The sequence below is a fragment of the Cobetia sp. D5 genome (genome assembly GCF_035666195.1).
GTDB classification, from domain to species: Bacteria; Pseudomonadota; Gammaproteobacteria; order Pseudomonadales; family Halomonadaceae; genus Cobetia; species Cobetia amphilecti.
The window spans coordinates 2,099,581-2,124,935 of the sequence record NZ_CP142020.1 but is presented as its reverse complement, the minus strand read 5'-3'; the positions used below and the strand labels follow the sequence as shown (position 1 = coordinate 2,124,935).

Below are 25,355 nucleotides of genomic sequence, written 5' to 3'. Positions count from 1 at the left end.
CGCCGCTGATGACGATTCAGTGTTGATGAATTGCTGGCAACTATTGCTGCCTACGGCCTCAAGTTGGCGTCTGACGCGCCGATATTCACAGCATCCGTACGCCGGTGTGGCGTCATTCACCTTCTCCCTTTTCCCATTGTTCCTTTCAGGTAAACGCCATGGCCAGCAGCATGTTGAGTATCGGTGTCAGTGGTCTGCAAGCCGCCCAGACGGCGCTTGCCACCAACAGCAACAACATCGCCAACGTCTACACGCCAGGCTATAGCCGTGAAACGGTCGAACTGAATGGCAACAGTGGTGGTGGTGTCAGCGTGGCGTCGATCAGCCGTCAGACTGACAGCTATCTCTCGGCGCAGCTGGACAGCGCCATGAGCGCCAGCACGGCGCTTGAGACCCACGAAGCCAACATCAGTCAGATCGACAATCTGCTCGCCGATGACGAGGCGGGCCTGGCGCCATTGATGCAGGAGTTCTTCGGCACCATCGAAGGCGTGGCCAGTCAGCCGAGTGATCCGGCGGCGCGCGAGAGCCTGCTGGGCAGCGCCGAGAGCCTGGCCGGGCAGTTCAATGCCTTCTCCGCCTATCTGGATGACATGGACGCTGCGGTCAATTCACAGCTCGGCGATGTGGTCGGCGACATCAACACTGCCACCAGCCAGATCGCCTCGCTCAACGAGCAGATTTCACTGACGCGTGCGCGTACCGGCGAAGAGCCACTGGGCCTGCTGGACCAGCGCGATCAGGCGGTGACCGACCTGCAGTCGCTGGTCGGCGTCGAGGTGCAGGAACAGGATGGTCGGCTGAGCGTCAGCCTCGGCAATGGCCAGCTGCTGGTCAACGGCAGCAGCAATTACGAACTGGCCGTGGAGCCAGACCCGCAGGACATGAGTCGTTCGGTGGTCACCTACAGCGTGGCGCCGGGCGTGACCAGCGCCATCGATGAGGGACAGCTCGAAGACGGCACCCTGGGCGGGCTGTTGAGCTTCCGCGCCGACAGCCTCGAGCCGACCCAGAACCAGCTCGGCCAGTTGGCCGCGGGGCTGGCGTTGACCTTCAATGCCCAGCACGCTGACGGTGTCGACGCCAATGGCAACGCGGGGGGCGACTTCTTCACTCTCGGCGATCCGGAAGTACTGCCGGCCAGCGGCAACGCCGCCGGAGCGGACCTTGAGGTGGCATTCGCTCCCGCCACCCAGCAGGAAGGTGACGACTTTTACAGCGTCGCGCTGACCGGCGATGACTACCGCCTGAGTCTTGACGGTGATAAATACCAGCTGGAAAACCTCAGCAGCGGCGCCGTGCAGACCCTGACCCCGGACAGCGAAGGCGTGATGCGCCAGGATGGCCTGGTGTTCACCGCCACCGGCATGGCGGACGGCGACAGCTTCACCATCCAGCCGACGCGCAATATCGCCGACACCTTCGGGGTCGCGATCGACGAGGGTGACGAGATAGCCGCGGGTTCAAGCGATGCCAGCCTCGACAACCGCAACATTCTCGCCCTGCAGTCACTACAGAGCAGCGACGCCCTGGGCAGCGCCGGCAGCTTCAATGATCACTACGCGTCACTGGTCAGCCAGGTCGGCAACCAGACCCGTCAGGTGCAGGTCAACCTGGAGGCTCAGCAGGGCCTGACCGAGCAGCTGTCGGCGGCAGACCAGTCGATCTCGGGGGTCAATCTGGATGAAGAAGCCGCGGACCTGATCCGTTATCAGCAGTATTACCAGGCTAACGCCCAGGTCATCCAGACCGCGTCGACGGTGCTGGATACCATTCTGAACATCCGCTAACGAGGCCGTGATGCGCATCAGTACCCAAACCCTCTATGCCCAGGGCGTCACCTCGATGCTGGATCAGCAGGCGGCGTTCTCCAAGGTGTCCGAGCAGCTGGCCACCGGCAAGCGCGTGGTCAATCCCTCGGATGACCCGAGTGCGGCCAGCCAGGCGGTGACGATCTCGCAGTCCCAGGCCGTCAACGAACAGTTCAGCGACAGCCGCACCACGGCGCGCAACAACCTGTCCATCGAGGAAAGCGCGCTCAATCAAGTCACCGACACTATCACGCGTGTCCAGAGCCTGATCGTGCAGGCGGGCAACGGCACCCTCAGTGACAGTGACCGTGATGCGCTGGCTACCGAGCTTGAAGGCAGCCGCGAAGTGCTGCTGGGGCTGGCCAACAGCACCGACGGCAACGGTAACTATCTGTTCGGCGGCATGAGCGGTGACACGGCGCCCTTTGGCGAGGATGGCAGCTATCGCGGCGATGATGAGCAGCGCCAGCAACGCGTCGACAGCTCGCGCCTGATGGAGGTCAACCATACCGGCAGCCAGATCTTTGGCGGCGTGGCATCCGGCAATCAGCAGCTGGCCCGCCAGACCAGCGATAGCGAGTCGTCACTGCCGATCACCTTCAAGGGGCCGGAAGTCGTCGACGCCGCGGCGCGGGTCGATGGCGCGGCCTACAGCGTCAGCATCGATGCCGCTGGCGTCACGATCAGCGGCACCGATGCTGACGGCAATGATCTCCAGGTCCTGGATGGCGAAGGCAACCCGCTGCCATCGCCCATGGCGTTCAGCGATGGCATGACGCTTGCGTTCAATGGCCTGTCGATGACGCTGTCCGGTGATGAGCAACAGGTCGCTGAAGCTCAGACCTCCGGCAAGGCAACCCAGCTGGTGGTCGAGGAGGGTGAGGCCAGCGCCGATCTGTTCGCCAACCTGGATGGCCTGATCACTGCGCTGAGCACGCCGATCGAGAGCGAGGCCGACCAGGCCGCCTTCAACAACGCCATCTCGACCGCCAATCGTCAGTTCAGCAACAGTCTCGACAATGTGCTGACGGTGCGCGCCGATGTCGGCACCAAGCTCAACGAGCTGGATTCACTGGATATCATCGGGGATGACCGTGAGCTCAACTATGCCTCGACCCGCTCCGACCTGATCGATCTGGATTACAACGAGGCGATCTCCGACTACTCGCTGACCCAGGTGGGGCTGCAGGCTTCCCAGCAGGCGTTCTCGGATATCTCGGGCATGTCGCTGTTCGATTATCTGCGCTGAGTGATGGTGTGACCGCGTTCGAGAAATGATGAAAAAGCCGCACTGGATACTCGCTCTCGCGATGGCATTCGGTGCGGCTCTTGCGTTCTGGTGGTTGCTTTTCAGACCTTTGCTTTTCAGACCTTTGCTTTTCAGACCTTTGCTTTTCAGATCATTGCTTGCATGTCATGGCATCGTGCCCAGGCCTTCATGCACGGCCTGGAAGGCGCCCAGCGCTTGACGGAACAGCAGCGACAGCCAGTCCGTCATACCCGGCATCATCAGCCACAGCATCGCGATGCCCAGCAGCAGGGTCAGCGGGAAGCCGATCGAGAACACTGACAGCTGCGGCGCCGAGCGGTTGAGTACGCCCATCGCGAGGTTGATCGCCAGCAGCGAGGCAACCAGCGGCAAGGCCAGCAGCAGGCCGGCGCTGAACAGGCTGGCGCTCCACAGCAGCAGATTCTCGAGCCCGACCGGCCCCATGCGGCGCAGGTCGAGGGGAATCTCGTGGAAGTGGGTGACCAGGATTTCCAGCACCAGCAGATGGCCATTGAATGCCAGAAACAGCAGCATGGCCAGCATGCCCAGCAGACGCGACAGCACCTGGGTATTGGTGCCGGTGTCGGCCGAGAAGAAGCTGGCGAAGGCCAACCCCATCTGCAAGCCGATGAATTCCCCCGCCGCCTCGACGATGGCGAAGGTGATGCGCATCACCAGGCCCAGTGCCAGGCCGACGCCCATCTGCAATGCCAGCTGCCAGACGGCGGCCGGGCCGAGCACATCCACCGGGGGTGGGCTCTCGACCAGCGGCGCGATGATCAGCGCCAGGCCAAAGGCCATCAACAGGCGCACCGGCGTCGGCAGGCTGCGGTGACCGAACAGCGGCGCGCTGATCATGAAACCGGACAGGCGCGCGAAGGGCCACATCACGCTCAGCAGCAGGGCCTGGAGATGCTCGGGGGACAGCAGGTCATGCGGCAATGGAGCGTCCTCCCGCCGGGCTTGCGTCGAGCCTGTTGTCGATGCTCATGCAGGTGTCGCTCATCCGATCAGGTGCGGGAAGCCGGTGAAGACGCTGCGCGTGAAGTCCATCAGCGTCTCCAGCAACCAGGGGCCGGCCAGTACCAGGGTGCCGAACACGCCGAGAATCTTGGGGATGAAGGACAGGGTCATCTCGTTGATCTGGGTCGCGGCCTGAAACAGGCTGACGATCAGGCCGATGAACAGGGCGCTGGCCAGCAGCGGGCTTGCCACCAACAGGGTGATGTACATGGCATGCGAGGCCAGGCTGGTGATGACTTCAGGTGTCATGGCGGCGCGTTCTCGATGGGCAGATGGGAGGTGTCGAGGCTGGCAGTGCACGGTTGCGCGTCACGACTAGAAAGCCCGGTGACGGCGTGATGTCAGGGCCTGGCTCAGTAGCAGCTCTCTCAGTAGAAGTTCTCTCAATAGAAGCTCTCGGCCAGCGACCCCAGCAGCAGCTGCCAGCCATCGACCATCACGAACAGCATCAACTTGAAGGGCAGCGAGATGGTGGCGGGTGGCACCATCATCATCCCCAGCGCCATCAGTACGCTGGCCACCACCAGATCGATGATCAGGAAGGGCACGAACAGACTGAAGCCGATCTGGAAGGCGGTCTTCAGCTCGCTGGTGACGAAGGCCGGCAGCAGCACCCGCCACGGCACGTCCTGCGGGGTCTGGATTTCCTCGACCCTGGCCAGGCGCGCGAACAGGGCGATATCCGGCTCACGCACCTGACCGAGCATGAATTCGCGCAGCGGATCGCCGCCGCGTTCGATGGCTTCCTGCAGACTGATGGCCTGGCTGTCATAGGGTTGCCAGGCCTCGTCGTAGATACGCTCCAGCACCGGCGACATCACGAAGAAGGTCAGAAACAGCGCGATGCCGACCAGCACCTGATTGGGCGGCGCAGACGCGGTGCCCAGCGCGGTGCGCAGCAGGCCCAGCACGATGATGATGCGGGTAAAGGCACTCATCATCAGCAAGGCTGCCGGCAGCAGGGCGAGGCCACTGAGCAGGATCAGCGTCTGGATATTCAGCGACCAGGACTCGCCGCCGTCCGGCAGTGGCTGGCTGGTCAGGCCGCTGAGCACATCGGCGTGCGCCGATTGGCTGGTCAGCAGGCATGCTGACAATGCGATCAGAAGCCCTGTCAGCTGGCCTCCAGTCTTCAGCCCGCTTGCTCTCATGCCCGGCGACAGCCTCATCAGCCCCATCATGAGCGAGGCTCCGCGTCATCTGTCTTGTCTGAGGTAGTAGTTTGCGTCACATCAGAGGGCGTCGTGGTGGACGTGGCAGCCGACGAGCGTCTGGCGAGGCGGTCGCGCAGCAACTCGGCAAAGCCGGCCGCGGCGCCGCTCCCACCGGTTGCGGAGGCAGGCGAGGTCAGCGATGCGTCGTTCGGAGTGCTGCCATCGTCTGCGGGCACCAGGCCGCCATTCTCGGCCGTCAGCTCACCGAGGGAGGTGATACCCGCCGGCCCGACGCCCAGCAGCAATTGCTGGTTGCCCACCGCTACCACCACCAGGCTCTGCTTGTGACCCAGCGCCAGACGCGCCAGCGGGCGCAGGGCAATGCGATTGCCGCTCAGTGTCTGGGCACCCCTGAGTGTCTTCATCAGCCATGCCAGCAGCAGGATCACGCCGATCACGCAGGCAAGCGCCAGCCCGGTATTGACCAGGCTGGCCGCGCCCAATGGTGAGTCGTGCCCTGTGTCGGCAGTCAGGTTTGCGTCGCTACCGAGAAAGGCCGGTGACGGCGCCTGGGTGGTGGTATTGGTGTTGGGGCTGGCATCCGGCAGCAAGATCGCGCCGTCAGGGGCATCGGGGGTCATGACAGGAACAGCCTTAGCGGTTGAGCTTCTGTACCCGCTCATTGGGGGTGATGATTTCCGTGATGCGGATACCGTACTTGTCCTCGACCACGACCACCTCGCCCTGGGCGATCAGATAGCCGTTGATCAGGATGTCCATCGGCTCACCGGCCAGGCCATCCAGCTCGATCACCGAGCCCTGCGACAGCTCCAGCAGCTGCTTGATGGTCAGGCGCGTGCGCCCCAGCTCCACGGTCATCTTGACCGGGATGTCCATGATCATGTCCAGCTCGCGCGGACGTGCGCCGCCACCGCTGCCATCGAGGGGCTCGAAGATGTCGCCGCCCTGGGGGGCAGCCTCGCTCTGCTGTTCTTCCAGCGCCTTGGCCCACTCGTCTCCCATCTGCTCGGTCATCGCATCGGCCCAGGGGTCGTCAGTGCCGGATGTCGGGGAATTCGGGGTGGCCTTGGGCGCGGGCGCGTCTGGCGAATTGGGCTCACTCATCGCCGCTGTCCTCGCTGGCAGTGTTGATCGGATGATTGATGATGCGGGTCACGCGCAGGGCGCGGTGGCCATTGGCGCGACCGAAACCGGCTTCGAGAACCGGCACATTGTTGACGTAGGCGTTGACGCGCTCGGGCTTCTCGATGGGCAGCACATCGCCCACGGAAAGTTCGGCCAATGCGCCCAGCGTGGTGGTGATGCTGGCAAAGTCGGCGTGCAGCTCGACATCGGTGGCGCGCACTTCCTTGCGCAGGCGCTCGCCCCAACGGCTGTCACCCTCGGCGCTGGTTTCCTGCAGCGGGCTCGAGAGCAGCTCGCGGTGCGGCTCGATCATCGAGTAGGGCAGGCAGATCTGGAAGTCGCTGCTGTGATTGCCGACCTCCAGATGGAAGCTGGTGCACACCACGATCTCGTTGGGAGAGCTGGTGATATTGGCAAACTTGACCTGCATCTCGCTGCGTAGATAGTCGGTTTCCACGGCGTAGACCGCCGACCAGGCGTCGCGGTAGGCATTCAAGGCCAGCTGCATCAGGCGCTGGATGACGCGTTGTTCGGTGCGCGTGAATTCGCGGCCCTCTGACTTGGTCACGAAGCGGCCGTCACCGCCGAACAGGCTGTCGACCACCATGAACACGAGACTGGGCGGAAACACCAGCATCGAGGTGCCGCGCAGCGGCTTCATGGTGAACAGGTTGATGTTGGTCGGCACCGGCACGTTGCGAGAAAATTCGTTGTAGCTCAGGAACTGCACCGGCCCGGCGGTGATATCGGCGCCGCGGCGGATCAGGTTGAACAGTCCCATGCGGAACTGGCGACTGAAACGCGAGTTGATGATATCCAGGGCATGCAGGCGATCCCGGATGATGCGGTGCTGGCTCGCCGGGTCGAAGGGGCGAATGCGCGCTTCGCCGGGCGTGCTCGAGGCGTCAGCCGTTGCACCGCTGTCACCGTTCACGCCGGAGAGCAGAGCATCGATTTCGTCCTGTGACAGCAGATCGTCTTGAGCCATGGCCAGTTATTGCACGATGAAGTCGTTGTACAGCACGCCGGAGATGGCCAGTGGCTGGCCGCCTTCACTGTAGGGGCGCGAAAGTGCCTCGGTCAGGGTGCTCTGCAGTGTCTGCTTGCCGGCCTGGGTGATCAGCTCATCCGGGCTCTGGCCCGACAGCAACAGCAGTAGACGGCTCTTGAGTTCGGGCTTGAGTTCTTCCACACGCGCCACCGCGTCCTGATCGGCCATCTTGAGCGTGATGCCGATATAGAGCAGGCGATTGCCGCGCGGGCTTTCCAGGTTGACCGTGAAGGGTGCCAGCGGCATGAAGACCGGCGGTGGCACGACCACGACTTCCGGCTCGGCGTCCTGTGCGGCCTTCTGATCACTGAGCATCGGCAGTGCGAAATAGACGGCCACTAGCGCCGCGATCACGGCACTCATCAGGCTGATGACCCCGATCAGCAGCCAGGAGCGACGCTGACTGGCGGGGGTGGTGATAATCGTTGACATCGTGGTGCGGTGTCCCTGGAGTCGGTGGCGGGGCCAGTATGACCGAAGGCGTGGTTATCGAACGGCGGAATAACGCCACGTGCGAGCGCTTACTTGAATGATGACGCGCCAGGCGGGCTCATCTGACAGCTACCTGACGGGAGCCGCTGACACAAGCACCTGGCAAGCGCCAGGCCCGTCATGCCTGCCATTCACGCTGCCCCCAGGCTGCCTGGGGTGCACTTGCAAGATTGCTTGTGAGATTTCCCGCGGCGAGACTTCCCTCCATGGCGTCAGCGCTTGTGCTGGTATCACTCGCCGGCTGACCCTCGAGGTGCTGGGCGAACTGACCCTGATTGGCCGAGTTGTCCGCCGCCTCGTCCGGTGTGTTGTCAGGTGTGTCGTCCTGAGCACTGAAGCTGATCGCCGTCAGCTCGTGCCCTTGGGATTCCAGCGCCTGACGCAGCTCGCTCAGGGATGACTCGACAGCCGAGCGCACCTGTTGGTGGCCGGCGACGAAGTGCGCACTGGTGCCCTGTTCGCCGATGTTGAGGCGAATGGTCAGCTTGCCCAGGTTGGCCGGATTGAGGGCGATCTCGGCCTGTGGCGACTTGCTCAGCTGCATGCGTACCACCTGCTCGCTGAGTGCCTGTTGCCAGGCCTGAGTGCCGACGCTTGCGGGGATCAAGGTGCCAGGTGCCATGCCCGCTGGATTGGCTGCTGGATTGCCGGCAGCATTGAGCATGGCGGCGCTGCCTGCAGCGGTCGAACTCGACGCGCCGGCTGATACGCCAGCAGATGACGCACCCGAGAGCTGGGACTGATCGGCACCGGCGCGTGAGCTGTTGGCATCAAGCAGGGCGCCGTCGACCTTGGCGGTGACGCCTTCAATGGCCTCCTCGGTCAGTGGACCCAGCGCGCCATCCGTCAGTGAGGAGGGCGCATCCGTGCTCAGGCTGCCTGCCGCTGTCGCGGAGCTCCTGTTGCTGGGCGACTGATCCGCAATGGCCCCATCCAGTCCCGCCGCCGCAGGATTGCGCAGCGTGGCGAGCCAGTCACCTTGTAGTGCCGTGCTGCCTGCCGTGTTGGCCGATGTGCTGCCCGCGGTAGAGAGTGCCTGCGCGCCAGCGGGCGTTGTCGCTCCTGCTGTCGTGTCCAATGTCGTATTCAGCGCTGCCTCGTTACTGCCAGAGGTGCCTTGGCCGCCTTGCGTGAGTTGCTGCAGCTGTTGCATGCGCGAGATGCCGCGCTCGACGCTGCTATCCAGTCGTGAGGCCTCGAGTGACTGTGCTGATCGCTGTCCGTTTGCCGATGAGGGCTGGGCAGGCGGGAGGTTGCCATTCTGGAGGGCGGCAGCGGTGGGGTCCGGAGTGGGCGATGTCTCTGACGACGCTGCCTGAGCCTGCTCGAGGTGCTGCGCATGCTTGTCTTCAGCCGCCTCGCGACGCTCGACACGCTGCTGCTGTGCGTCTAGCGCTTGCGTCTGTATCGTTTGCCTGTCCTGCTGACGATCCTCACGCTGGGCGCGTGACAGATGTGCCTCGAAGGCGCTCTCAGAGGAAGATGAACTTGTGTCGTTGCGCGAGCCAGCCTCCTCAGAGGAGACCTTGGCGCTGGTCGGCGCCCTGGTTGGCGAGGTAGCCGACAACATCGAGATGCGTGCAGTGTCTGTCATGGTGTCACTCCTCCGACTGGCCGTCTTCAGCCATTGGCACGGCGTAACCAGGCCTGGGTGGCTTGTTCATCACTCTGACGTTGCTCGGCGGTACGTGCCTGCAGCGCGGCGCTCAGGCTGGCGCGGTCCGCCAGGCCCTGCCAGGCCGCGTGGGTCTGCTGTTCCTTCACCAGCCGCTGATGCTGATGGTGCGTCTGGGTCTGTTCCTGGGCCACCCGCGCGCGACACTGGGCAATCGCCTTGTCCAGCGAGGCGATGAAGGCCTGATAGTTGTGCCAGCTGGCCGGGTCCAGCCCCTGAGTCAGGCGTGCCTGCATCTGCTGACAGTAGTCGAGACGGTATTGCTCGAGGGTGACCAGTTGCTGGGCGGCGGTTTCCTGACGCTGACGCTGGCTGGTGAGCTGGCGCGCAGCGCCATCACGCCGGCGCTCGCTCAGCTGGGTCAGGGTGTCGAAACGTGACGATGAGATGGCCATTCAGTGAGGGTTCCCGATCAATGACAGGTGAAGGCGGCCATCATGGCTGGGCCAGCAATTGTTCGAGCATGTTCGTACTATCGGCAAGACTTGCGTGCTGTGTAGTGCTTTGTTGCAGGAAACGTCCCATCGGCTCGTGCAGGCGCACCGCGGCGTCGAGCACCTTGTCGTTGCCGGGCTGGTAGGCGCCGATGGCGATCAGGTCCTGATTGCGCTGATAACTGGAATAGAACTGCTTGAAGCGACGGGCGCGGGTGAGCTGCCGTTCCGGCGCCACCGCCGACATCGCGCGGCTGATCGAGGCTTCGATATCGATGGCCGGGTAGTGGCCGCTTTCCGCGATGCGCCGCGACAGCACGATATGTCCATCCAGAATCGCGCGGGCACTGTCGGCGATGGGGTCCTGCTGGTCATCGCCTTCGGTCAGCACGGTATAGAAGGCGGTGATCGACCCGCCGCCACGCCGTCCGTTGCCGGTGCGTTCCACCAGCGCTGGCAGCTTGGCGAAGACCGAAGGCGGATAGCCCTTGGTGGCCGGTGGCTCACCGATGGCCAGGGCGATCTCGCGCTGGGCCATCGCGTAACGGGTCAGCGAATCCATGATCAGCAGCACATTCTGGCCCCTGTCACGCAGGGATTCGGCGATGCGCGTCGCGTAGCTGGCGCCCTTGAGGCGATGCAGCGGCGTCATGTCGGCTGGCGTGGCCACGACCACGGCGCGCTTGAGACCTTGTTCGCCGAGAATGTTCTCGATGAATTCCTGCACCTCGCGTCCACGCTCGCCGATCAGGCCGACCACGATCACATCGGCATCAGTGAAGCGCGCCATCATGCCCAGCAGCACACTCTTGCCGACGCCAGAGCCGGCGAACAGCCCCATGCGCTGGCCACGGCCGACGCTCAGCAAGGCGTTGATGGCACGAATGCCGACATCCAGTGGCGTGTCGATGGGCGCGCGCTCCAGCGGGTTGAGCGGGCGGCTCTCCAGCGGCGCATGTTCGACATCTTCCAGCGGGCCGAGGCCATCCAGCGGGCGGCCCACGCCGTCGACGACCCGTCCGAGCAGCGCTTCGCCGACCGGATAGCGTCGCTCGCCGACATTGCCATGCCCGAGGGGAAACACCCGCGCGCCCGGTGCGACGCCACTGAGCGGGTCGATGGGCATCAGGTAGAGGGTCTGATCGGCGAAGCCGACCACCTCGGCCTCGGCCGGCGGCAGGTTCGCGCCCAGCTCGACCAGACAGCTGGCACCCACCGGCAGCCGCAGGCCGACCGCTTCCAGCACCAGGCCGGTCGCGCGCACCAGGCGGCCATTGCTGCGCTGGGGCTCGAGGCTCTCGACGCGCTCACGAATGGCGCCCAACGCACTGCGCCATTGCTGTGCGGAAGAGGTGCTCATGGCGTGTCACTCATGTGCGATCTCCTGCCAGCTCAGTGCGTGCCTGCTCTGGCTGTGCATGTTCTGACGACTGGCGTTGCACGATCCGCGAGCCGCTGGCCTCGTCCTTGCCATGCAGGCTGCCGTCGGCGCTGCCGCGATGGCGCAGCTGGCGTGACAGCATCTCCAGGCGACTCTCGAGGCTGGCATCGTGACAGCCGCTGTCGGCCTCGGCGCGACACCCGCCGAGGCTCAGGCTGGCGTCGGGCAGACATTGCCAGCCCAGCTTGGCGAGCTGTTCGCCCATCGCTCGCTCGACGCGCGGCAGATCGTCTGGATTCAGGAAAAGACGCGGACGGCCGATCAGCGGCGGGTCCGCCGCCAGCAGGCTGCGCACGCTGTCGATGATGTGCTCCGGGTGAGCACGAAATGCCTCGCGAGCCAGATGCTGTCCGACGCTGATGGCCAGTGCCGCCAGTTCATCGCTGATCTGCTCATCCAGGCACGCCAGCGATTGCTGCAGGTTCTCGATCAACGGTGCCAGCTGGGCAGCCTGTTGTTCGAGCGCCTGCTGGGCGGCCTCGGCCTGACGCGCCGCCTGCTCGGCGGCTTCCTGCCTTGCACGCGCCAGACCCGCTTCATAACCGGCTTTCTCGCCCGCGGCATAGCCCTCGTCACGTGCCGCCTGTTGCTGCTGTAGCGTCTCCTGCTCGAACGTCGAACGGGCACGCTGCGCCATGCGCCGAATCAGGCCGACATCCGGCGCCGCAGTGTGCGGCATGCCGGCTTGAAAGCCGCCACCCGACTGAGGCGGTGCGGACTTGCCATCCAGCGCGTCGAGTTCCAGCGGCTGCCACTGATGCATGTCATCGCTGCCTGCCACGTCGCGCTCGGCCCACGGGCCAGACGCGTCATGATGCGGATCAGAACTGGACATGGTCCTCACTAGACATGCTCCTCATTAGACATAATCCTCGCCACCGCTGTTGATCACGATCTCGCCGCTGTCGGCCAGTCGACGCACCGTCTGCAGGATACTCTTCTGTTCGGCTTCCACTTGGGTGACACGCACTGGGCCGCGCGCCTCCATGTCATCACGCAGCATCTCGGCAGCACGCTGCGACATGTTCTGCAGGAATTTCTGGATGATCGCCTCGGGGGAGCCCTTGAGCGCCGTGACCAGCGTCTCGTTGTCGATTTCCTTGAGCAGCAGCTGGATGGAGCGGTCCTCGAGCCCGACCAGGTTCTCGAACACGAACATCTCGTCGATGATCTGCTGCGCCAGACTCTCGTCGTGGTTGCGCACCGCCTCGAGGACCTGCTCTTCCTGCTGGCCCGGCATCAGGTTGAGTATCTCGGCCGCGGTGCGAATGCCGCCCATCTTGCTGCGCTTGAGGTTCTGCCCGCTGAGCATGTTGCTCAGCACTTCGGTCAGCTCCTGCAGGGCCGCCGGCTGCACGCCACTGAAGGTGGCGATACGCAGCAGCACATCGTTGCGTAGGGTGTCGGAGAAATGCTCGAGAATCTGCGAGGCCTGATGGCGCTCCAGATGCACCATGATGGTGGCGATGATCTGCGGATGTTCGTCGCGGATCATCTCGGCCACCAGCGGTGGCTCCATCAGGTTCAGCGTCTCGATGCCATTGTTCTGACCGGAGCTCTCGTAGATGTCTTCGAGCAGCGAGCTGGCGCGCTCCTGCCCCAGCGCCTTCACCAGCACCGAGCGGATATGGTCGGTAGAGAGCAGATTGACGGCGCTGAACTGCTCGCTGTCGGCGTGGAATTCCTCCAGCGTCTTCGCCATCTGCTCCTGGGTGACCTGCGGCATGTTGGTCATCGTCGCACTGAGCTGCTGGATCTCCTGGGCAGACAGGAACTTGAAGACCTCTGCGGCGCTGTCCTCGTCGAGGCTCATGATCAGGGCCGCGCTGCGTTCCATGTTCGTCAGTGTCTTACTCATGGTGACTCATCCAGTTCTTGAGGATCATGGCGACCATGCGCGGGTCATCGCGGGCCATGTCACGTGCATCCTTGAGGTTCTGCTGATAGGTGGTCGGCGTGCGCGGGCCACTGGCCGGTGCTGTCTGACTCGCCATCATGCTGCCCAGGTCGCCATTGGCCGTCGTCAGGCCTGACTCCATGCCGCCGATGCCACCCACAGCGCTGCCGGCTGCCTGAGTGCCGGGCGGCTGACCGATGGTCTGGTAGGCTTCCTGCGGACGCAGCAGCGGCTGCAAGAGCGGGCGCAGCAACTTGCGATACAGCAGCCAGGCGATGAAGCCGATGATCAGGTAGCGGCCAAGCTCGATGGCCAGCGCCTGCATCTCGGGATTGTTCAGCCACTTCACCCACCACTGCTGCGGCGGGCCGGCGTTCTGCTGCTCGGCGGTCATGAAGGGCGCATTGATCACGCTCAGGCTGTCGCCACGCTCGGCGTTGAAGCCCATCGCCTCGCGCACCAGCGAATCGATCTGTGCCAGCTGATCGTCTGCCAGTGGTTCGCTGGTCGGGTTGCCGTCACTGTCCATGATGCGACGGTGATTGATCACCACTGCCACCGAGAGATTGTCGAGGCGTCCCAGGCGCGCGCGGGTGTGGCGCACGCGCTTGTTGACTTCATAGTTGATGGTGCTGCTGCGCTGATAGTTGCTCAGACCGCTGGCCGCGTCGTCAGTCTGTGTGGTGCCGTCAGCATTCGCCGCGTCATCGGCATTGATGGGCGAGGCGGCAATTCCCGGGGGCGTGTTGGAGAGGGCGCCTGGCACGCCGCCGATGCCGAGCATCTCGCCGGCGCCGGTGTTGTTGAGCTGTTCACTGCGCACCGCTGCGCTGCCCGGCTGCTGATTGGGCGTGTAGTGCTCTTCGGTCTCTTCGGCGTGGGAGAAATCGAGCTGGGCGCTGACCTCGGCGCGGAAGTTGTCGCGTCCCACCAGTGGCGTCAGCAGGGCATTGATGCGCGATTGATAGCTGCGCTCCAGTGCCTGGGCATATTCCAGCGCGCTGCCATCGAGATTGAGCGCATCGCCCGCCGGGCGCGACAGCGGATTGCCGTCCTGATCGACGACGGTGATGTCTTCGCTGGCCAGGCCCTGCACGCTGCCGGCCACCAGATGCTGGATGGCCTGGATCTGACGTGCCTTGAGCTGCTGGCCGCCCTTGAGTTCAACCACGACGGACGCCGTCGCTGGGCGGCGCTCGCGCACGAAGACGGAATCTTCCGGCAGTGCCAGGTGCACACGGGCGCTGGACACGGGCTCGAGACTGGCGATGGTGCGCGACAGTTCGCCGGACAGGGCGCGCTGATAATTGACGTGTTCGGTGAACTGGCTGATGCCGAAGGCCTGGGTATCCATCAGCTCGAAGCCGGAACCGCCCTGACTGGGCAGGCCCTGCTGGGCAAGTGCCAGACGCAGACGATAGACATCTTCCTTGGGGACCTCGACGGTGGCGCCTTCATTGCTCAGCCGATAGGGCACGCCGGTCTGCTCCAGCTGCGCGACGATCTCGCCGCCTTCGCTGGCGGGCAGATCACGATAGAGCACACTCCACTGGGTGCCAGCGCCCCACAGCAACAACGCGACGATGACGGCCACGCTGAAGGCGGCCGCCATGATGAGCGGCAGACGTGGCAATGCCGCCAGACGCGCCAACAAGGGATTGGCTGGCTTGTCCGATGATTCTGACGTCGTCGAGGTGCCCGACTGGGGCGCTGTCTGGCTGGGTGTACTCATGCAGATGTCCGATAAGCGCCGTGGTCTGAACTCGCAGCGGGTGATTCCAGCAAGCAGGGCGAAACATGAAAACGATGGATCAACAATGTCGCGTTTCGCAGCGCCTTCTTGCGTAGGCTGGCCATTATCGAAGCTGGGCGCACATCCAATCAGACGAATAGCGTCGCAAAACAGGGGTATTAGTCACTTTCAGCCGCTCGACTGACTGGTAGTCTGAGCCCCACTGAAAGCGGCAGATGAATGGCGCGTGTTGAGGAAGGAGAGGCGAGATGGCGATTGAGGCAGTCGGCGCGGCGATGTCATCCGCGATGACGGGCAGTCTGCAGCAGCTCGATCAGATGGCGGCGCAGGCGGCCGGGAGCAACGCTCAATCGGTGGGCGCAGTGTCAGAGGCCAGCGGTACTGATGCACAGGGCTTTGCCGGCATGCTCAAAGATTCGCTGGCGCGCGTCAGCCAGTCACAGCAGGTCGCGGCGGGGCAGGCCAGGGCCTTCGAACTGGGTAGCCCGGATGTCAGCCTCGATCAGGTCATGGTGGCAGGCCAGAAGGCCTCACTGGAATTCGAGATGACCGTGCAGGTGCGCAACAAGTTGCTGAGCGCCTACAAGGAAATCATGAATATGGCGGTGTGATTCATGTCCCATTCCAATGAAAAAGGGCAGACGTGATGCGTCTGCCCTTTTTGGGTGCTGCTGGTTATCGCTGGCGGAAGTTGAAATGCAAGAGCGCTGTTGACTAAAAGGACCCATATCAACAAGGCCACTATCCTCTGCCAGTGACGGGCCTGCCACTCATGATGAGTGACAGGCCTATACAGCACGCGAACCAGAGATCAGCCCAGCAGTGACAGCACGTTCTGCGGCACTTGGTTGGCCTGAGTCAGCATGGAAGTCCCCGCCTGCTGCAGAATCTGTGCAGTCGTCATGCTGGAGACTTCTTCTGCATAATCGGCATCCTGAATACGCGATTGGGCTGCCGAGAGGTTGGTTTCAGTGGTTGCCAGGTTGGTAATGGCAGAGTCGAAACGGTTCTGAACAGCACCTAGACCAGACCTCAGTGTATCAACTGTTTTAAGTGCATTGTCGATTTGTGATAAGGGGTCGAAAGTTAATATGTCTTCACTTTTGGTCACTAGACCAGTATCTGTGTCTAATGTCGCGCTATTGTAAGTTGTATTACCATTATCATCGGTGCTTTTTACTACATATGAGCCTGGAGAAGCCCCATCTGCATCTGCCAATTGATATAGGGATTCATTTTCTGCTAAGCCAGTTGGTGTGATCGTTGTTGTGCCAGTTAAAACATTATCAATGGTACCAGTAGTGGTATCAATTTTAGATGAAGATATCGATGTGGTGGATGAATCCCAAGTCACACCCCCATCACTTGCGACTGTGGCTGCATAATATTCGTCATTGTCTGCTTTTACCGCGTACCCGCTGCCATCAGAAAGTGCATATAGACCTGTAGATACAGGGGCGGATGCTAGTGCTTCATTTTTTAAATCATCATTGGAAGAGATGGACGTTTCTGTAATACCGATTTCAGTTTCAGTCGCTGAACTGTTGCTGATATTTCCGATACTAACTTCTACTGCCTTTGTGCCATTACCAGTGCCCTCGTCAGTGCCTACGAGCGTAGCTTGCATTACCCATGTAGACTTATCATTAACATCATAACCACTATCGGTGGTGTCAACACTTAATTCAACTTCATAGAACTTTCCATCTGTTCCTTTTGTGGCGTAGCCTGTAATAGTATCGCTTGCAGGGTCATCGATATAGTTTTGTTCAATATCATTTCGCTGGTAAATTCCGCTAACTGTCGTCGAGCCATCAGCAAGGAACGAATCGCTCCCCACATAATTAACAGTTAACGGTGCAGTAGTTTTTTCAGTAATCGAAGTAACTGCTTGTGTTTCGTTTACATCTGACGCTGCAACAGAGCTGGATCCTGAGTCCCACGTCATTTTACCGGTGTTTTCATTAGTGGTTAATTCGTAATATTGGCCATTCTCAGCTTTTACTACATAACCATCCCCAGTCTTTTTCTCATACACTCCTTCAGCTTCAAGGTCTGCTGTGCCTGGTGCCGGTGAATACGCATTAGCTTTTATGCTAGCTGTTTCAGTGGTATTTACTGTTCCACCCGAGACAACTTCAGTTAGATTTTTACTTGAGAATGTATTTGTTATATCGAATCCTGACATTCCCAGAGTTGATGAGGATACGGCTTGAAGCTTTATATCAATTAATTCACCATCATTAGAGCCTACTTGGATACTCAGGTTTTGATCTGACTCAAGAACATTAATGCCATTGAAGCTTGTTTGTTCTGTGATTCGTTCAATCTCTTCCATTCGCATGGTGATTTCATCTTGAATTGAACTTAGATCATCTGCATTATTAGTTCCGCTTTGTGCCTGCACAGTCAGTTCACGTACGCGCTGCAGGTTATCGTTGACCTGATTTAAAGCGCCTTCAGCCGTCTGTGCGACAGAGATGCCATCGTTGGCGTTACGCTGTGCCTGGGATAGGCCGGTGATCTGGGAGTCCATGCGGTTGGCGATGGCCTGGCCGGCGGCATCGTCCTTGGCGCTGTTGATACGCAGGCCGGAGGACAGACGTTCCATGGAGGTGTTCAGGGCGTTCTGTGACTGATTAAGGTTCTGCTGAGTCACCATGGAAAGGGTGTTGGTATTGATCACTGAAGCCATGTGTCACTTCCTGTCGTAATGGGGAGATAGATGGCGTGTCGCCAGTAACGACTCCTGTGCCGTTGCTTCAGTTATCGTCGCGGCGCGACAGAACTTTAGAAATTTTTTGCGGCCTTTTGACGTTTCTCATTTCGGCTGTCCCGCTGGCTTTCCTTGCGCGCTCTTCTTGCGGGCGCTCCTCGTGACATCCTCGCTCCACCCTCGCTCCACTCTCGCTCCACCCTCGCTCCACCCTCGCTCCACCCTCGCGACATTCTGTCGACCGGCTGGCGGGCATTCTGCGTGTCTCGTCTTCCCTCTCTGTCTCTTCCTGTCTTCCTTCATTTCCGCCTCCCCGAGGCGGAGTGGCGACGTAAGGCAGGAAAGCCGTCGCTGAGGGTAGCTATTCGAGCGAATGGTTTGTGGCGGGGGCGCGACAATACGCTGGGAACAGGATTCCCGACGATGGGGGCGCGACCCTGAGTCAAACGACCCCGAGGGATGCAAGCGAGGACCAGGACGCCGATGTATACCGCCAATGGGCGCATGGCCCAGCAGGATATCTACACCGAGTATCAGCCGCTGGTGCGCCGCATCGCGCTGCAGTTGCAGGTGCGCTTGCCAGCGAGTGTCGATCTCGAGGATCTGATTCAGGCCGGCATGTTGGGGCTGTGTGAATGCGTGGGCCGCTATGAGCAGGGCCACGGCGCCAGCTTTGCCACCTATGCCAGTCAGCGCATCCGCGGCGCGATGCTCGATGAGCTGCGCTCGCGTGACTGGTTGCCGCGCAGTGTGCGCCGGGCCGGTCGCGAGCTTGAGAGCGTGATCCAGCAGCTGGAGCAGCGCCTGGGCTATCCGCCCGAGGAGACCCAGATCGCCGCCGCCATGGGGCTTGAGCTGGAGGACTATCGCCGCCTGCTGCTGGACACCAACAACGGCATGGTGATGTCGCTGGACGAGATGATGGATGAGGAAGGCGGGCTGGCGGGTGGTTATGCCTCGCCCGAGGCGACACCCTTCGCCACGCCGTTTGCCTTGCCGCATGATGCCCTGGAAGAGGCCGATACGCGGCGGGCCTTGAACGAGGCCATCGCGCGGCTACCGGAGCGCGAGAAGCTGTTGATGGCGCTCTACTATCAGGAGAAGCTCAACCTCAAGGAAATCGGCGCGGTACTCGATGTCACTGAATCGCGTGTCTCGCAGCTGCATTCCCAGGCCGTGCGTCGGCTGCAGGGTGTGCTGGCACCGCATCTGGTGGCACGGGCGGGCAAGCGTCGTCGCTGAGCCTCTATCGTTGTGAGCCTTCTTCGTTTCCCCGAACTTTATCCTCTCGCTGAACCGTCTTGCTGTTACGCCTGCCTTCTTTCTCCTATCTCGGTTTCTCCTGTCCCTGTTTCGCCCGCCGCTATTTCGCCCGCCCCAACCAAGAACACCGCCCTGAGAGGCGGTGTTCCTGTTTATCACTCGAGCATGTCGTCAGACGTGATCAGTAGCTCTCGCGCTCCGGTTCCGACTTGACGCGGCGTTCCTCTTCGCTGAGGTGCTGGGCCTGCTCGTCGATATGGCCATCCAGATGCCAGTCGTCTTCCATGCCGGTGACGCGATCGTTCATCACGCCTTCCTCGTTGTCGACCTGCTGAACGACGCCTTCCTCTGCTTCAGCGGAGGCTTCCTGTTGCTGGGCAGCGAGCTCTTCCTCGCTCGGTTCCGGCTCAGGTTCGGCATCGAAGTCGAATTCCAGCTGACCGGTTTCCGGCTCGGTGATGGCTTCCTCGACCCAGGCGGCGCTCAGCGGACTGGTGGTGGAGGGCGCCACCACATAGTGGCCGGGGTGATCGCCTTCCTCGGCATCCAGTTCCTGGCGCGGCTTGCTGGTGACACTGGCGGCCAGAATCACGATCAGCACGTGAATGGCAGTCAGGGTATAGAGGAAGCCGACGGCCCCGAAGCGCTCCATCAGCAGACCCGCGGTGAGCGGGCCCAGAATCGCGCCCGCGCCATGCATCAGCACCAGCGTGCCGCTGGCGGAGATGATCTGTGGCGTGGTCAGCAGGTTGTTGGCCGCCGCCAGGAACAGCGAGTACTGGGTCAGGATCAACCCGCCGAGGCCTGCACCCAGCAGCGCCATGGTCAGCATGCTGCCACCACTGAACGGCACGCCACCGATGGACAGCGCGATCGCCCCGAGACTGCAGCCCAGAATCACCTTCTTGGCCGAGAGCTTGTCGGAGAGCTTGCCCAGCGGCCATTGCAGCAGGGCGGCACCCAGAATGAAGGCACCCATGAACCAGGAGACTTCCTGCACCGGCAGGCCCGCGCGGTCCGCGTACACCGCGCCCATGCCGAAGACGGTGCCGTTGGCGATACCAGTGGCGAAGCCGCCCAGGGTGCCCAGCGGTGCCAGGCGCAGCAGACGAACGATCCCCATGGCCTCCGGCTGCGCGCCTTCCGGTTGTGGTGAGGCGGACAGCAGCATCGGCACCAGTGCCAGCGACATGATCACCGACACCAGGATGAACAGCAGATAGGTGTCCGGGTTGGCGACGTTGAGCAGCAACTGGCCGCCGCCCATGCCCAGATAGGTGATCACCATGTAGATGGCCAGCAGACGGCCACGCATCTGGTTGGTCGCCTGGCTGTTGAGCCAGCTCTCCGCGACCACGTAGAGGCCGGCGAAGGCGAAGCCGGTGATGAAGCGCATGGCGATCCACACCTCGGGCACCACATAGAGTGCGTGGATCAGGATGCACACCGAGGTGATGGAGGCCAGCGCCGCGAAGGTGCGCACATGGCCGACCCGGCGCAGCTTGCGGGGTGCAAGCGTCGAGCCGAGCAGGAAGCCGGCGAAATACGCCGACATGATGATGCCCGTCATGGTATTGCTGAAGCCTTCCGAGGAGGCGCGAATCCCCAACAGACTGCCCTGCAGTCCATTGGCCAGCATCAGCATCCCCATTCCCAGCAGCAGCGACCACAGAACGACCGCTGCGCCGAGACTGCTGGTCGGCTGCAGTCGTTTGCGCGAGGTGTCGAGCGGCTCGGTCTCGAAGGTGGGAGTGGGTATGGCTTCCTGCTGGGGGTTCGGCATGGAAGGGGCCTCATCGGTCAGGGTCGGGACCGTGGGAGCGGTGCCGACGAGATGTCAGGTACGACACTTGCGTGCGTGATGTTGGTCAGTCGTGGTCGGTCCTTGCGGGAACGGCGCTCAGTCTACCGACCGAATCCGGAGTCTGCGACCCGTGGTGCGCCATTGTGTGGTTGAAAGGCGACATATCGTGAAATTTGTCTCAAGGATGTAATGGGGTGGATAGTTATACAGTTCCTCATGAAATCATGACCCGACACGGACTCGGGACTCCCTGGCGCTGTAAAAGCACGGCATCCTGCAAAGGGCAATATCGTCAAACTCCCTGTTGGCGGGGCCTGCGCGAGGGTTGGCCCTCTTCCATCGCTGGGTACACTCCTTGGCAACACACGCTGATAACACCACATGGTCGAGCGTTTCGTACGCAAGAGGTCTCGGAAAACCCGAGGGGTGGATAAATATACAGTAATCGGTAATGCAGCGAGTTAGCATGTGAGCGTCGAAAAAGCGCCGATCTGTCGCATGGTCGAATGGTCAGCGACCAAAGTAGATGCGAATCTGCCTCTGGACACACTCAACAACATCATAATCAAGAGGTTATTCATGACCCTGACTGCTGCACACGCCAACGCTGGCCCCGCCTCTCGTCATCTGCGTCACCGCTCTGCGGATCAATCTGCGGCTTCTTCTCTGGATCATTGTCCGGCTCTTGCTGAAAGCCAGACCGCGCGCCCGCGTGTCGCTGCCACGGGTCGCTCTGCCCTGATGACCGGCGTGCTTGGCCTGGCCTTGCTGTCACCGCTGATGGCGAGTGATGCCGAGGCGCGTGAGCTGTCCGTCTCCACCGTGCTGTCGGATGCCTTCCCGTGGGGGCAGGCGGCCGAGAAGTGGGCGGAGCTGGTAGAGGAGCGCTCCGGTGGCGAGCTCACCCTGCGCGTCTATCCGAATGCCCAGCTGGTGGCGGGGGACCAGACCAAGGAATTCTCGGCCATGCGTCAGGGGCTGATCGATCTCGCGGTGGGCTCGACCATCAACTGGTCGCCCCAGGTGCCGGAGCTCAATCTGTTCTCGCTGCCGTTCCTGATGCCGGATCACGCCGCCATCGATGCGCTGACCCAGGGCGAGTCCGGCAAGCAGGTCTTCGCCGCCATCGAGTCCAAGGGCATCAAGCCGCTGGCGTGGGGGGAGAACGGCTTCCGTGAGGTGTCCAACTCCTCGAAATCGATCACCTCGCCGGACGACTTGAAGGGCCTGAAGATTCGCGTGGTGGGCTCGCCGCTGTTCCAGGATACCTTCACGGCGCTGGGCGCCAACCCGACTCAGATGAGCTGGGCGGATGCCAAGCCGGCACTGACCACCGGCGCGGTGGATGGACAGGAGAACCCGCTGTCGGTGTTCGATGTCGCGCGCATCGATCAGGTCGGTCAGACCCACCTGACGCTCTGGCACTACATGGCGGACCCGCTGATCTTCGCCGCCAACCAGCGCGTGTGGAAGTCGCTCAGTGAACAGGAGCGCACTCTGCTGACCGAAACCGCCAAGGAAGCGGGTGCCTGGGAGATCGCCATGAGTCGTGAGGGCAATGCCCAGCGGCTGGCGGACATCGAGGCGCGCGGCGTGAATGTCGTCAAGCTCGATGAGGATGCGATGCAGACCTTCCGTGACGCCACCCAGTCGGTCTACGCCAGCTGGACACCGAAGATCGGTGAGGCGCTGGTCGAGACGGCACGTGCCGAGGTCGAGGCCTCGCGCTGAGTCTGCCAGGGCCACCATCGCCGCTGCTCACTGAGTAGATGACATCGGGAATAATGCGGTCTGTGCGCGTTATTGAGTGAAGAACCACGCCGGGGCCTGACAGCCTCGGCGTTCGTGTGGATCGCGTGTCATGTCGCAAAAGTCGCAACAAACCTCTCAACAAGCATCACCGCAAACCTTGCAAGACGGCGCCAACGGAGCGCCTGCTCCCGCGGACAGACCACCGCCACGCGTGCGGCCGGAATCCTGGCTGGCGGCGTTGGCGCTGGGGCTGATCGGTATCATCAGTCTGGCCAATGTGGTGGTGCGCTACGCCACCGATGCCTCCTTTGCCTTTACCGAGGAATTCTCGGTCTTCCTGCTGGTGTTGTTGACGCTGGCGGGCGCCTCGGTGGCGATTCGCCGTCAGGCACATATTCGTATCGCATTGCTGGAAGACGTGTTGCCGTTGCCGCTCTGGCGACTGGTCGTGGTATTGCAGACCCTGGCGGTGCTGGTCGTGCTGGGGCTGGTGGTGTGGTTCGGGGGTACCTTCGCGCTGGAGGAGTATCAATGGGACTCGCTGTCACCGGGCCTGGGCCTGCCCAACTGGTGGTACGTGATCTGGCTGCCGATATTGGCGCTGGCGATGGCCTGGCGTCAGCTGCAGCAGTGTGTCGAGCGTCTCAGGCAAGGGCCTGGTCAGGGACCCGCACAGAATGCGTCGCTGGAGCACAAGGAGTCAGATCATGAGTCCTGATCTCTGGTTGCTCGCAAGCTTTGCCGCGCTGTTGATACTCGGCGTGCCGGTGGCCTTCGCGCTGGGACTCTCGGGTGCGGTGGGGATCGTGGCGGAGCTACCGGTCAGCATGCTGGCCACCCTCGGCACCAACACCTACAACAGCATCGCCAAGTATCCGCTGATCGCCATTCCGCTGTTCATTCTCACTGGATTGGTATTCGAGCGTGCCGGAGTGGCGGCGCGGCTGGTGCGATTCGCCCAGGCGCTGATCGGCCCACGGCATGGTGGCCTCGCGCTGGTGGCGGTGCTGGTGTGTCTGATCATGGGCGGCATGAGTGGTTCCGGTCCGGCGGATGCCGCCGCGGTGGCGATGGTGATGATCCCCAGCATGACGCGGGCGGGCTATCCCAAGGCGTTCTCGGCGACGCTGATCGCGGCCTCGGCCTCCACGGCGATCCTGATCCCGCCGTCCATCGCGCTGATTCTTTACTCCATCGTGGTACCGGGGGTGGATCTACGTGCGCTGTTTGCCGCAGGGCTGATTCCGGGCTTGCTGGTGGGCGTGGCCTTGCTGCTGCCGGCCTGGTTCCTCTCGCGTCGCTATCGCTGGGAAGACCCGGCTCAGGTCGAGCGTATCGCGCTGGGCCCGGCGTTTCGCTCAGCGATCCCGGCCCTGCTGGCGCCGGTGATCATCCTTGGCGGTCTGCGTTCAGGCCTCTTCACGCCCACGGAAGCGGCAGTGGTCGCGGCTGCCTATGGGCTGTGTGTCGGGCTCTTCATCACCCGCGAGCTCAAGCTCTCTCAGGTGTGGGAGCTGCTCAGGGAGGCGGCCGTCATCTCCGGTGTGGTGATGCTGATCATCGCGCTGGCGGGCATATTCGCCTGGGCGGGTACCATGCTGGGTACCTTCCGGCATCTGGCCGAATGGCTGATCACGCTGTCGGATAGCGGAACGACGCTGCTGATTCTGGTGATGGTGGCGGTGCTGATCGCCGGGATGCTGCTGGATGCAGTCTCCATCTACCTGATCCTGATGCCGGTGCTGATTCCGGTGATGCAGCACTTCGGCTGGCATCCGGTGTGGTTCGGTATCCTGCTGGCGATGAACATCGCGATCGGGCAGTTCACCCCGCCAGTCGCGGTCAACCTGATGGTGACCAGTAGCGTAGCCGGAGTAAGACTCGAGAAGACGGTCGGGTGGGCGATGGTCTTCGTGGTGGCGATGCTGGCGGCGCTGGCGGTGGTGATGCTGTTCCCTGAGCTCGCCTTGTGGCTGCCACGCGTGCTCGGCTACGCGGTGTAGTCGACCCTCACGATCATCACTTGTGGTCTTCACTGTGCAAAACAAACGGCTTGCCTTCTGGGTAAGCCGTTTTGCGTCTCAGGCTACCTTAACCGCTGCTGTCACCTGAATGCCTGGTGTCCATTCCGGTTGTGCCGGTTAGCGCGCAGCCAAATGGAGAGCGAATTCTGGTCGCGCGCTGTGCAAGGAATGGGGTGATTCTTCTCACGCAACGGTGCACGGCGGCGAAAAATGTTAGCCTGCATATATTCTCAGCGATGACGCTGCCCTCAAGATTCGCGCAGTGGAACAGTTCACCCGCGGGCCTTGAATGCACGCCAAGCAGCCACCATCGTTGAACGCTGATTGCACGCATGACAGTCGCTATTCAGCTATCGCATAAAGCAAGCCAGCTCTCGCACAACGCAAGTCAAGGACATCTCGATGAAGGAAATCGCCGCAGGCAATGATGTTACGTCTGGCTTCAATGCGCTGCATGAAATGGTGGTCGGGGAATTCCTGATCAGCCCGATGCTGGTCTATGCACTGGTCGCCTTGCTGGCGGCGGGTCTCATACGCACGCTGCTGCATCGTCTGCTGGCCAATCACGAGCTCTGGTTCGAGGCCTGGTTCGATATCTCGCTGTTTATCATCTGTCTGGCGGCGGTGGTTGCCCTCGTGACGTGACGTA

The 25,355-nt window shown here is 62.1% G+C and carries 23 protein-coding genes; 8 read left to right on the top strand and 15 right to left on the bottom strand.

What is annotated here, in order from left to right:
• Positions 1-158 precede the first annotated feature (158 nt).
• Together flgK and flgL are read left to right on the top strand one after the other, a co-directional pair.
• A complete protein-coding gene (flgK, locus tag U0O11_RS08845; protein ID WP_324689432.1) occupies positions 159-1,790 on the top strand; it encodes a flagellar hook-associated protein FlgK in 1,632 nt (543 codons plus the stop codon).
• 10 nt (positions 1,791-1,800) lie between these two features.
• Positions 1,801-3,060, top strand: a complete 1,260-nt coding sequence (gene flgL / locus U0O11_RS08840; protein WP_324689431.1) for a flagellar hook-associated protein FlgL — start codon at positions 1,801-1,803, stop codon at positions 3,058-3,060.
• A 165-nt stretch (positions 3,061-3,225) separates the two neighbouring features.
• On the opposite strand, the gene fliR is transcribed toward flgL, so the two are convergent.
• The 13 genes from fliR to fliF form a co-directional block, all read right to left on the bottom strand.
• Positions 3,226-4,023 carry a flagellar biosynthetic protein FliR gene (fliR, locus tag U0O11_RS08835; protein WP_324689429.1) on the bottom strand — a complete coding sequence of 266 codons (798 nt, stop codon included), beginning with the start codon at positions 4,021-4,023 and terminating at the stop codon, positions 3,226-3,228.
• Positions 4,024-4,083: 60 nt separating this feature from the next.
• Complete coding sequence (fliQ, locus tag U0O11_RS08830; protein ID WP_054556620.1) at positions 4,084-4,353, bottom strand: flagellar biosynthesis protein FliQ; 270 nt, start codon at positions 4,351-4,353, stop codon at positions 4,084-4,086.
• Between the two features lie 134 nt (positions 4,354-4,487).
• Positions 4,488-5,255: a flagellar type III secretion system pore protein FliP gene (gene fliP / locus U0O11_RS08825; RefSeq protein ID WP_442872652.1), complete on the bottom strand. Its 768-nt coding sequence runs from the start codon at positions 5,253-5,255 to the stop codon at positions 4,488-4,490.
• Positions 5,256-5,281: 26 nt separating this feature from the next.
• Positions 5,282-5,899, bottom strand: a complete 618-nt coding sequence (gene fliO / locus U0O11_RS08820; RefSeq protein WP_324689425.1) for a flagellar biosynthetic protein FliO — start codon at positions 5,897-5,899, stop codon at positions 5,282-5,284.
• 13 nt (positions 5,900-5,912) lie between these two features.
• Positions 5,913-6,383, bottom strand: coding sequence for a flagellar motor switch protein FliN (gene fliN / locus U0O11_RS08815; protein WP_107334750.1), 471 nt, complete (start codon positions 6,381-6,383; stop codon positions 5,913-5,915).
• Positions 6,376-7,392 carry a flagellar motor switch protein FliM gene (fliM, locus tag U0O11_RS08810; protein WP_131432079.1) on the bottom strand — a complete coding sequence of 339 codons (1,017 nt, stop codon included), beginning with the start codon at positions 7,390-7,392 and terminating at the stop codon, positions 6,376-6,378. Before fliM ends, fliN begins: the two co-directional genes overlap by 8 nt.
• A gap of 6 nt (positions 7,393-7,398) precedes the next feature.
• Positions 7,399-7,887 (bottom strand): flagellar basal body-associated protein FliL, encoded by a 489-nt coding sequence (fliL, locus tag U0O11_RS08805; protein WP_054556624.1) that lies wholly within the window; start codon positions 7,885-7,887, stop codon positions 7,399-7,401.
• Positions 7,888-8,065: 178 nt separating this feature from the next.
• Positions 8,066-9,541: a flagellar hook-length control protein FliK gene (locus U0O11_RS08800; RefSeq protein WP_324692477.1), complete on the bottom strand. Its 1,476-nt coding sequence runs from the start codon at positions 9,539-9,541 to the stop codon at positions 8,066-8,068.
• Between the two features lie 26 nt (positions 9,542-9,567).
• Entirely contained in the window at positions 9,568-10,017 is a 450-nt protein-coding gene (gene fliJ / locus U0O11_RS08795; RefSeq protein WP_153635812.1) for a flagellar export protein FliJ, read from the bottom strand.
• Between the two features lie 40 nt (positions 10,018-10,057).
• Positions 10,058-11,416 carry a flagellar protein export ATPase FliI gene (gene fliI, locus U0O11_RS08790; protein WP_324692476.1) on the bottom strand — a complete coding sequence of 453 codons (1,359 nt, stop codon included), beginning with the start codon at positions 11,414-11,416 and terminating at the stop codon, positions 10,058-10,060.
• A 10-nt stretch (positions 11,417-11,426) separates the two neighbouring features.
• Complete coding sequence (locus U0O11_RS08785; protein WP_324692475.1) at positions 11,427-12,332, bottom strand: FliH/SctL family protein; 906 nt, start codon at positions 12,330-12,332, stop codon at positions 11,427-11,429.
• Positions 12,333-12,356: 24 nt separating this feature from the next.
• A complete protein-coding gene (gene fliG / locus U0O11_RS08780; RefSeq protein ID WP_216060655.1) occupies positions 12,357-13,355 on the bottom strand; it encodes a flagellar motor switch protein FliG in 999 nt (332 codons plus the stop codon).
• Positions 13,348-15,126 (bottom strand): flagellar basal-body MS-ring/collar protein FliF, encoded by a 1,779-nt coding sequence (gene fliF / locus U0O11_RS08775; protein ID WP_324692474.1) that lies wholly within the window; start codon positions 15,124-15,126, stop codon positions 13,348-13,350. The genes fliG and fliF overlap by 8 nt, the downstream gene beginning before the upstream one ends.
• A gap of 269 nt (positions 15,127-15,395) precedes the next feature.
• Between fliF and fliE the strand changes: the two genes are divergently transcribed.
• Positions 15,396-15,758: a flagellar hook-basal body complex protein FliE gene (gene fliE, locus U0O11_RS08770; RefSeq protein ID WP_254627009.1), complete on the top strand. Its 363-nt coding sequence runs from the start codon at positions 15,396-15,398 to the stop codon at positions 15,756-15,758.
• 200 nt (positions 15,759-15,958) lie between these two features.
• On the opposite strand, the gene U0O11_RS08765 is transcribed toward fliE, so the two are convergent.
• Positions 15,959-17,842 carry a flagellin N-terminal helical domain-containing protein gene (locus U0O11_RS08765; protein WP_324692473.1) on the bottom strand — a complete coding sequence of 628 codons (1,884 nt, stop codon included), beginning with the start codon at positions 17,840-17,842 and terminating at the stop codon, positions 15,959-15,961.
• Positions 17,843-18,346: 504 nt separating this feature from the next.
• Between U0O11_RS08765 and U0O11_RS08760 the strand changes: the two genes are divergently transcribed.
• Positions 18,347-19,105 (top strand): RNA polymerase sigma factor FliA, encoded by a 759-nt coding sequence (locus U0O11_RS08760; protein WP_324692472.1) that lies wholly within the window; start codon positions 18,347-18,349, stop codon positions 19,103-19,105.
• Positions 19,106-19,307: 202 nt separating this feature from the next.
• Here the strand turns inward: U0O11_RS08760 and U0O11_RS08755 are convergent, their stop codons facing one another.
• Entirely contained in the window at positions 19,308-20,909 is a 1,602-nt protein-coding gene (locus tag U0O11_RS08755; protein ID WP_324692471.1) for an MFS transporter, read from the bottom strand.
• A gap of 762 nt (positions 20,910-21,671) precedes the next feature.
• On the opposite strand from U0O11_RS08755, the gene U0O11_RS08750 reads away from it, so the two are divergent.
• The 4 genes from U0O11_RS08750 to U0O11_RS08735 all read left to right on the top strand — a co-directional run bounded on the left by U0O11_RS08750 (position 21,672) and on the right by U0O11_RS08735 (position 25,351).
• Positions 21,672-22,661 carry a DctP family TRAP transporter solute-binding subunit gene (locus U0O11_RS08750; RefSeq protein ID WP_324692503.1) on the top strand — a complete coding sequence of 330 codons (990 nt, stop codon included), beginning with the start codon at positions 21,672-21,674 and terminating at the stop codon, positions 22,659-22,661.
• A gap of 232 nt (positions 22,662-22,893) precedes the next feature.
• Positions 22,894-23,400, top strand: a complete 507-nt coding sequence (locus tag U0O11_RS08745; protein WP_324692470.1) for a TRAP transporter small permease — start codon at positions 22,894-22,896, stop codon at positions 23,398-23,400.
• A complete protein-coding gene (locus U0O11_RS08740; protein ID WP_324692469.1) occupies positions 23,390-24,685 on the top strand; it encodes a TRAP transporter large permease in 1,296 nt (431 codons plus the stop codon). Before U0O11_RS08745 ends, U0O11_RS08740 begins: the two co-directional genes overlap by 11 nt.
• 423 nt (positions 24,686-25,108) lie before the next feature.
• Positions 25,109-25,351, top strand: a complete 243-nt coding sequence (locus U0O11_RS08735; protein ID WP_324692468.1) for a DUF1656 domain-containing protein — start codon at positions 25,109-25,111, stop codon at positions 25,349-25,351.
• Positions 25,352-25,355 lie beyond the last annotated feature (4 nt).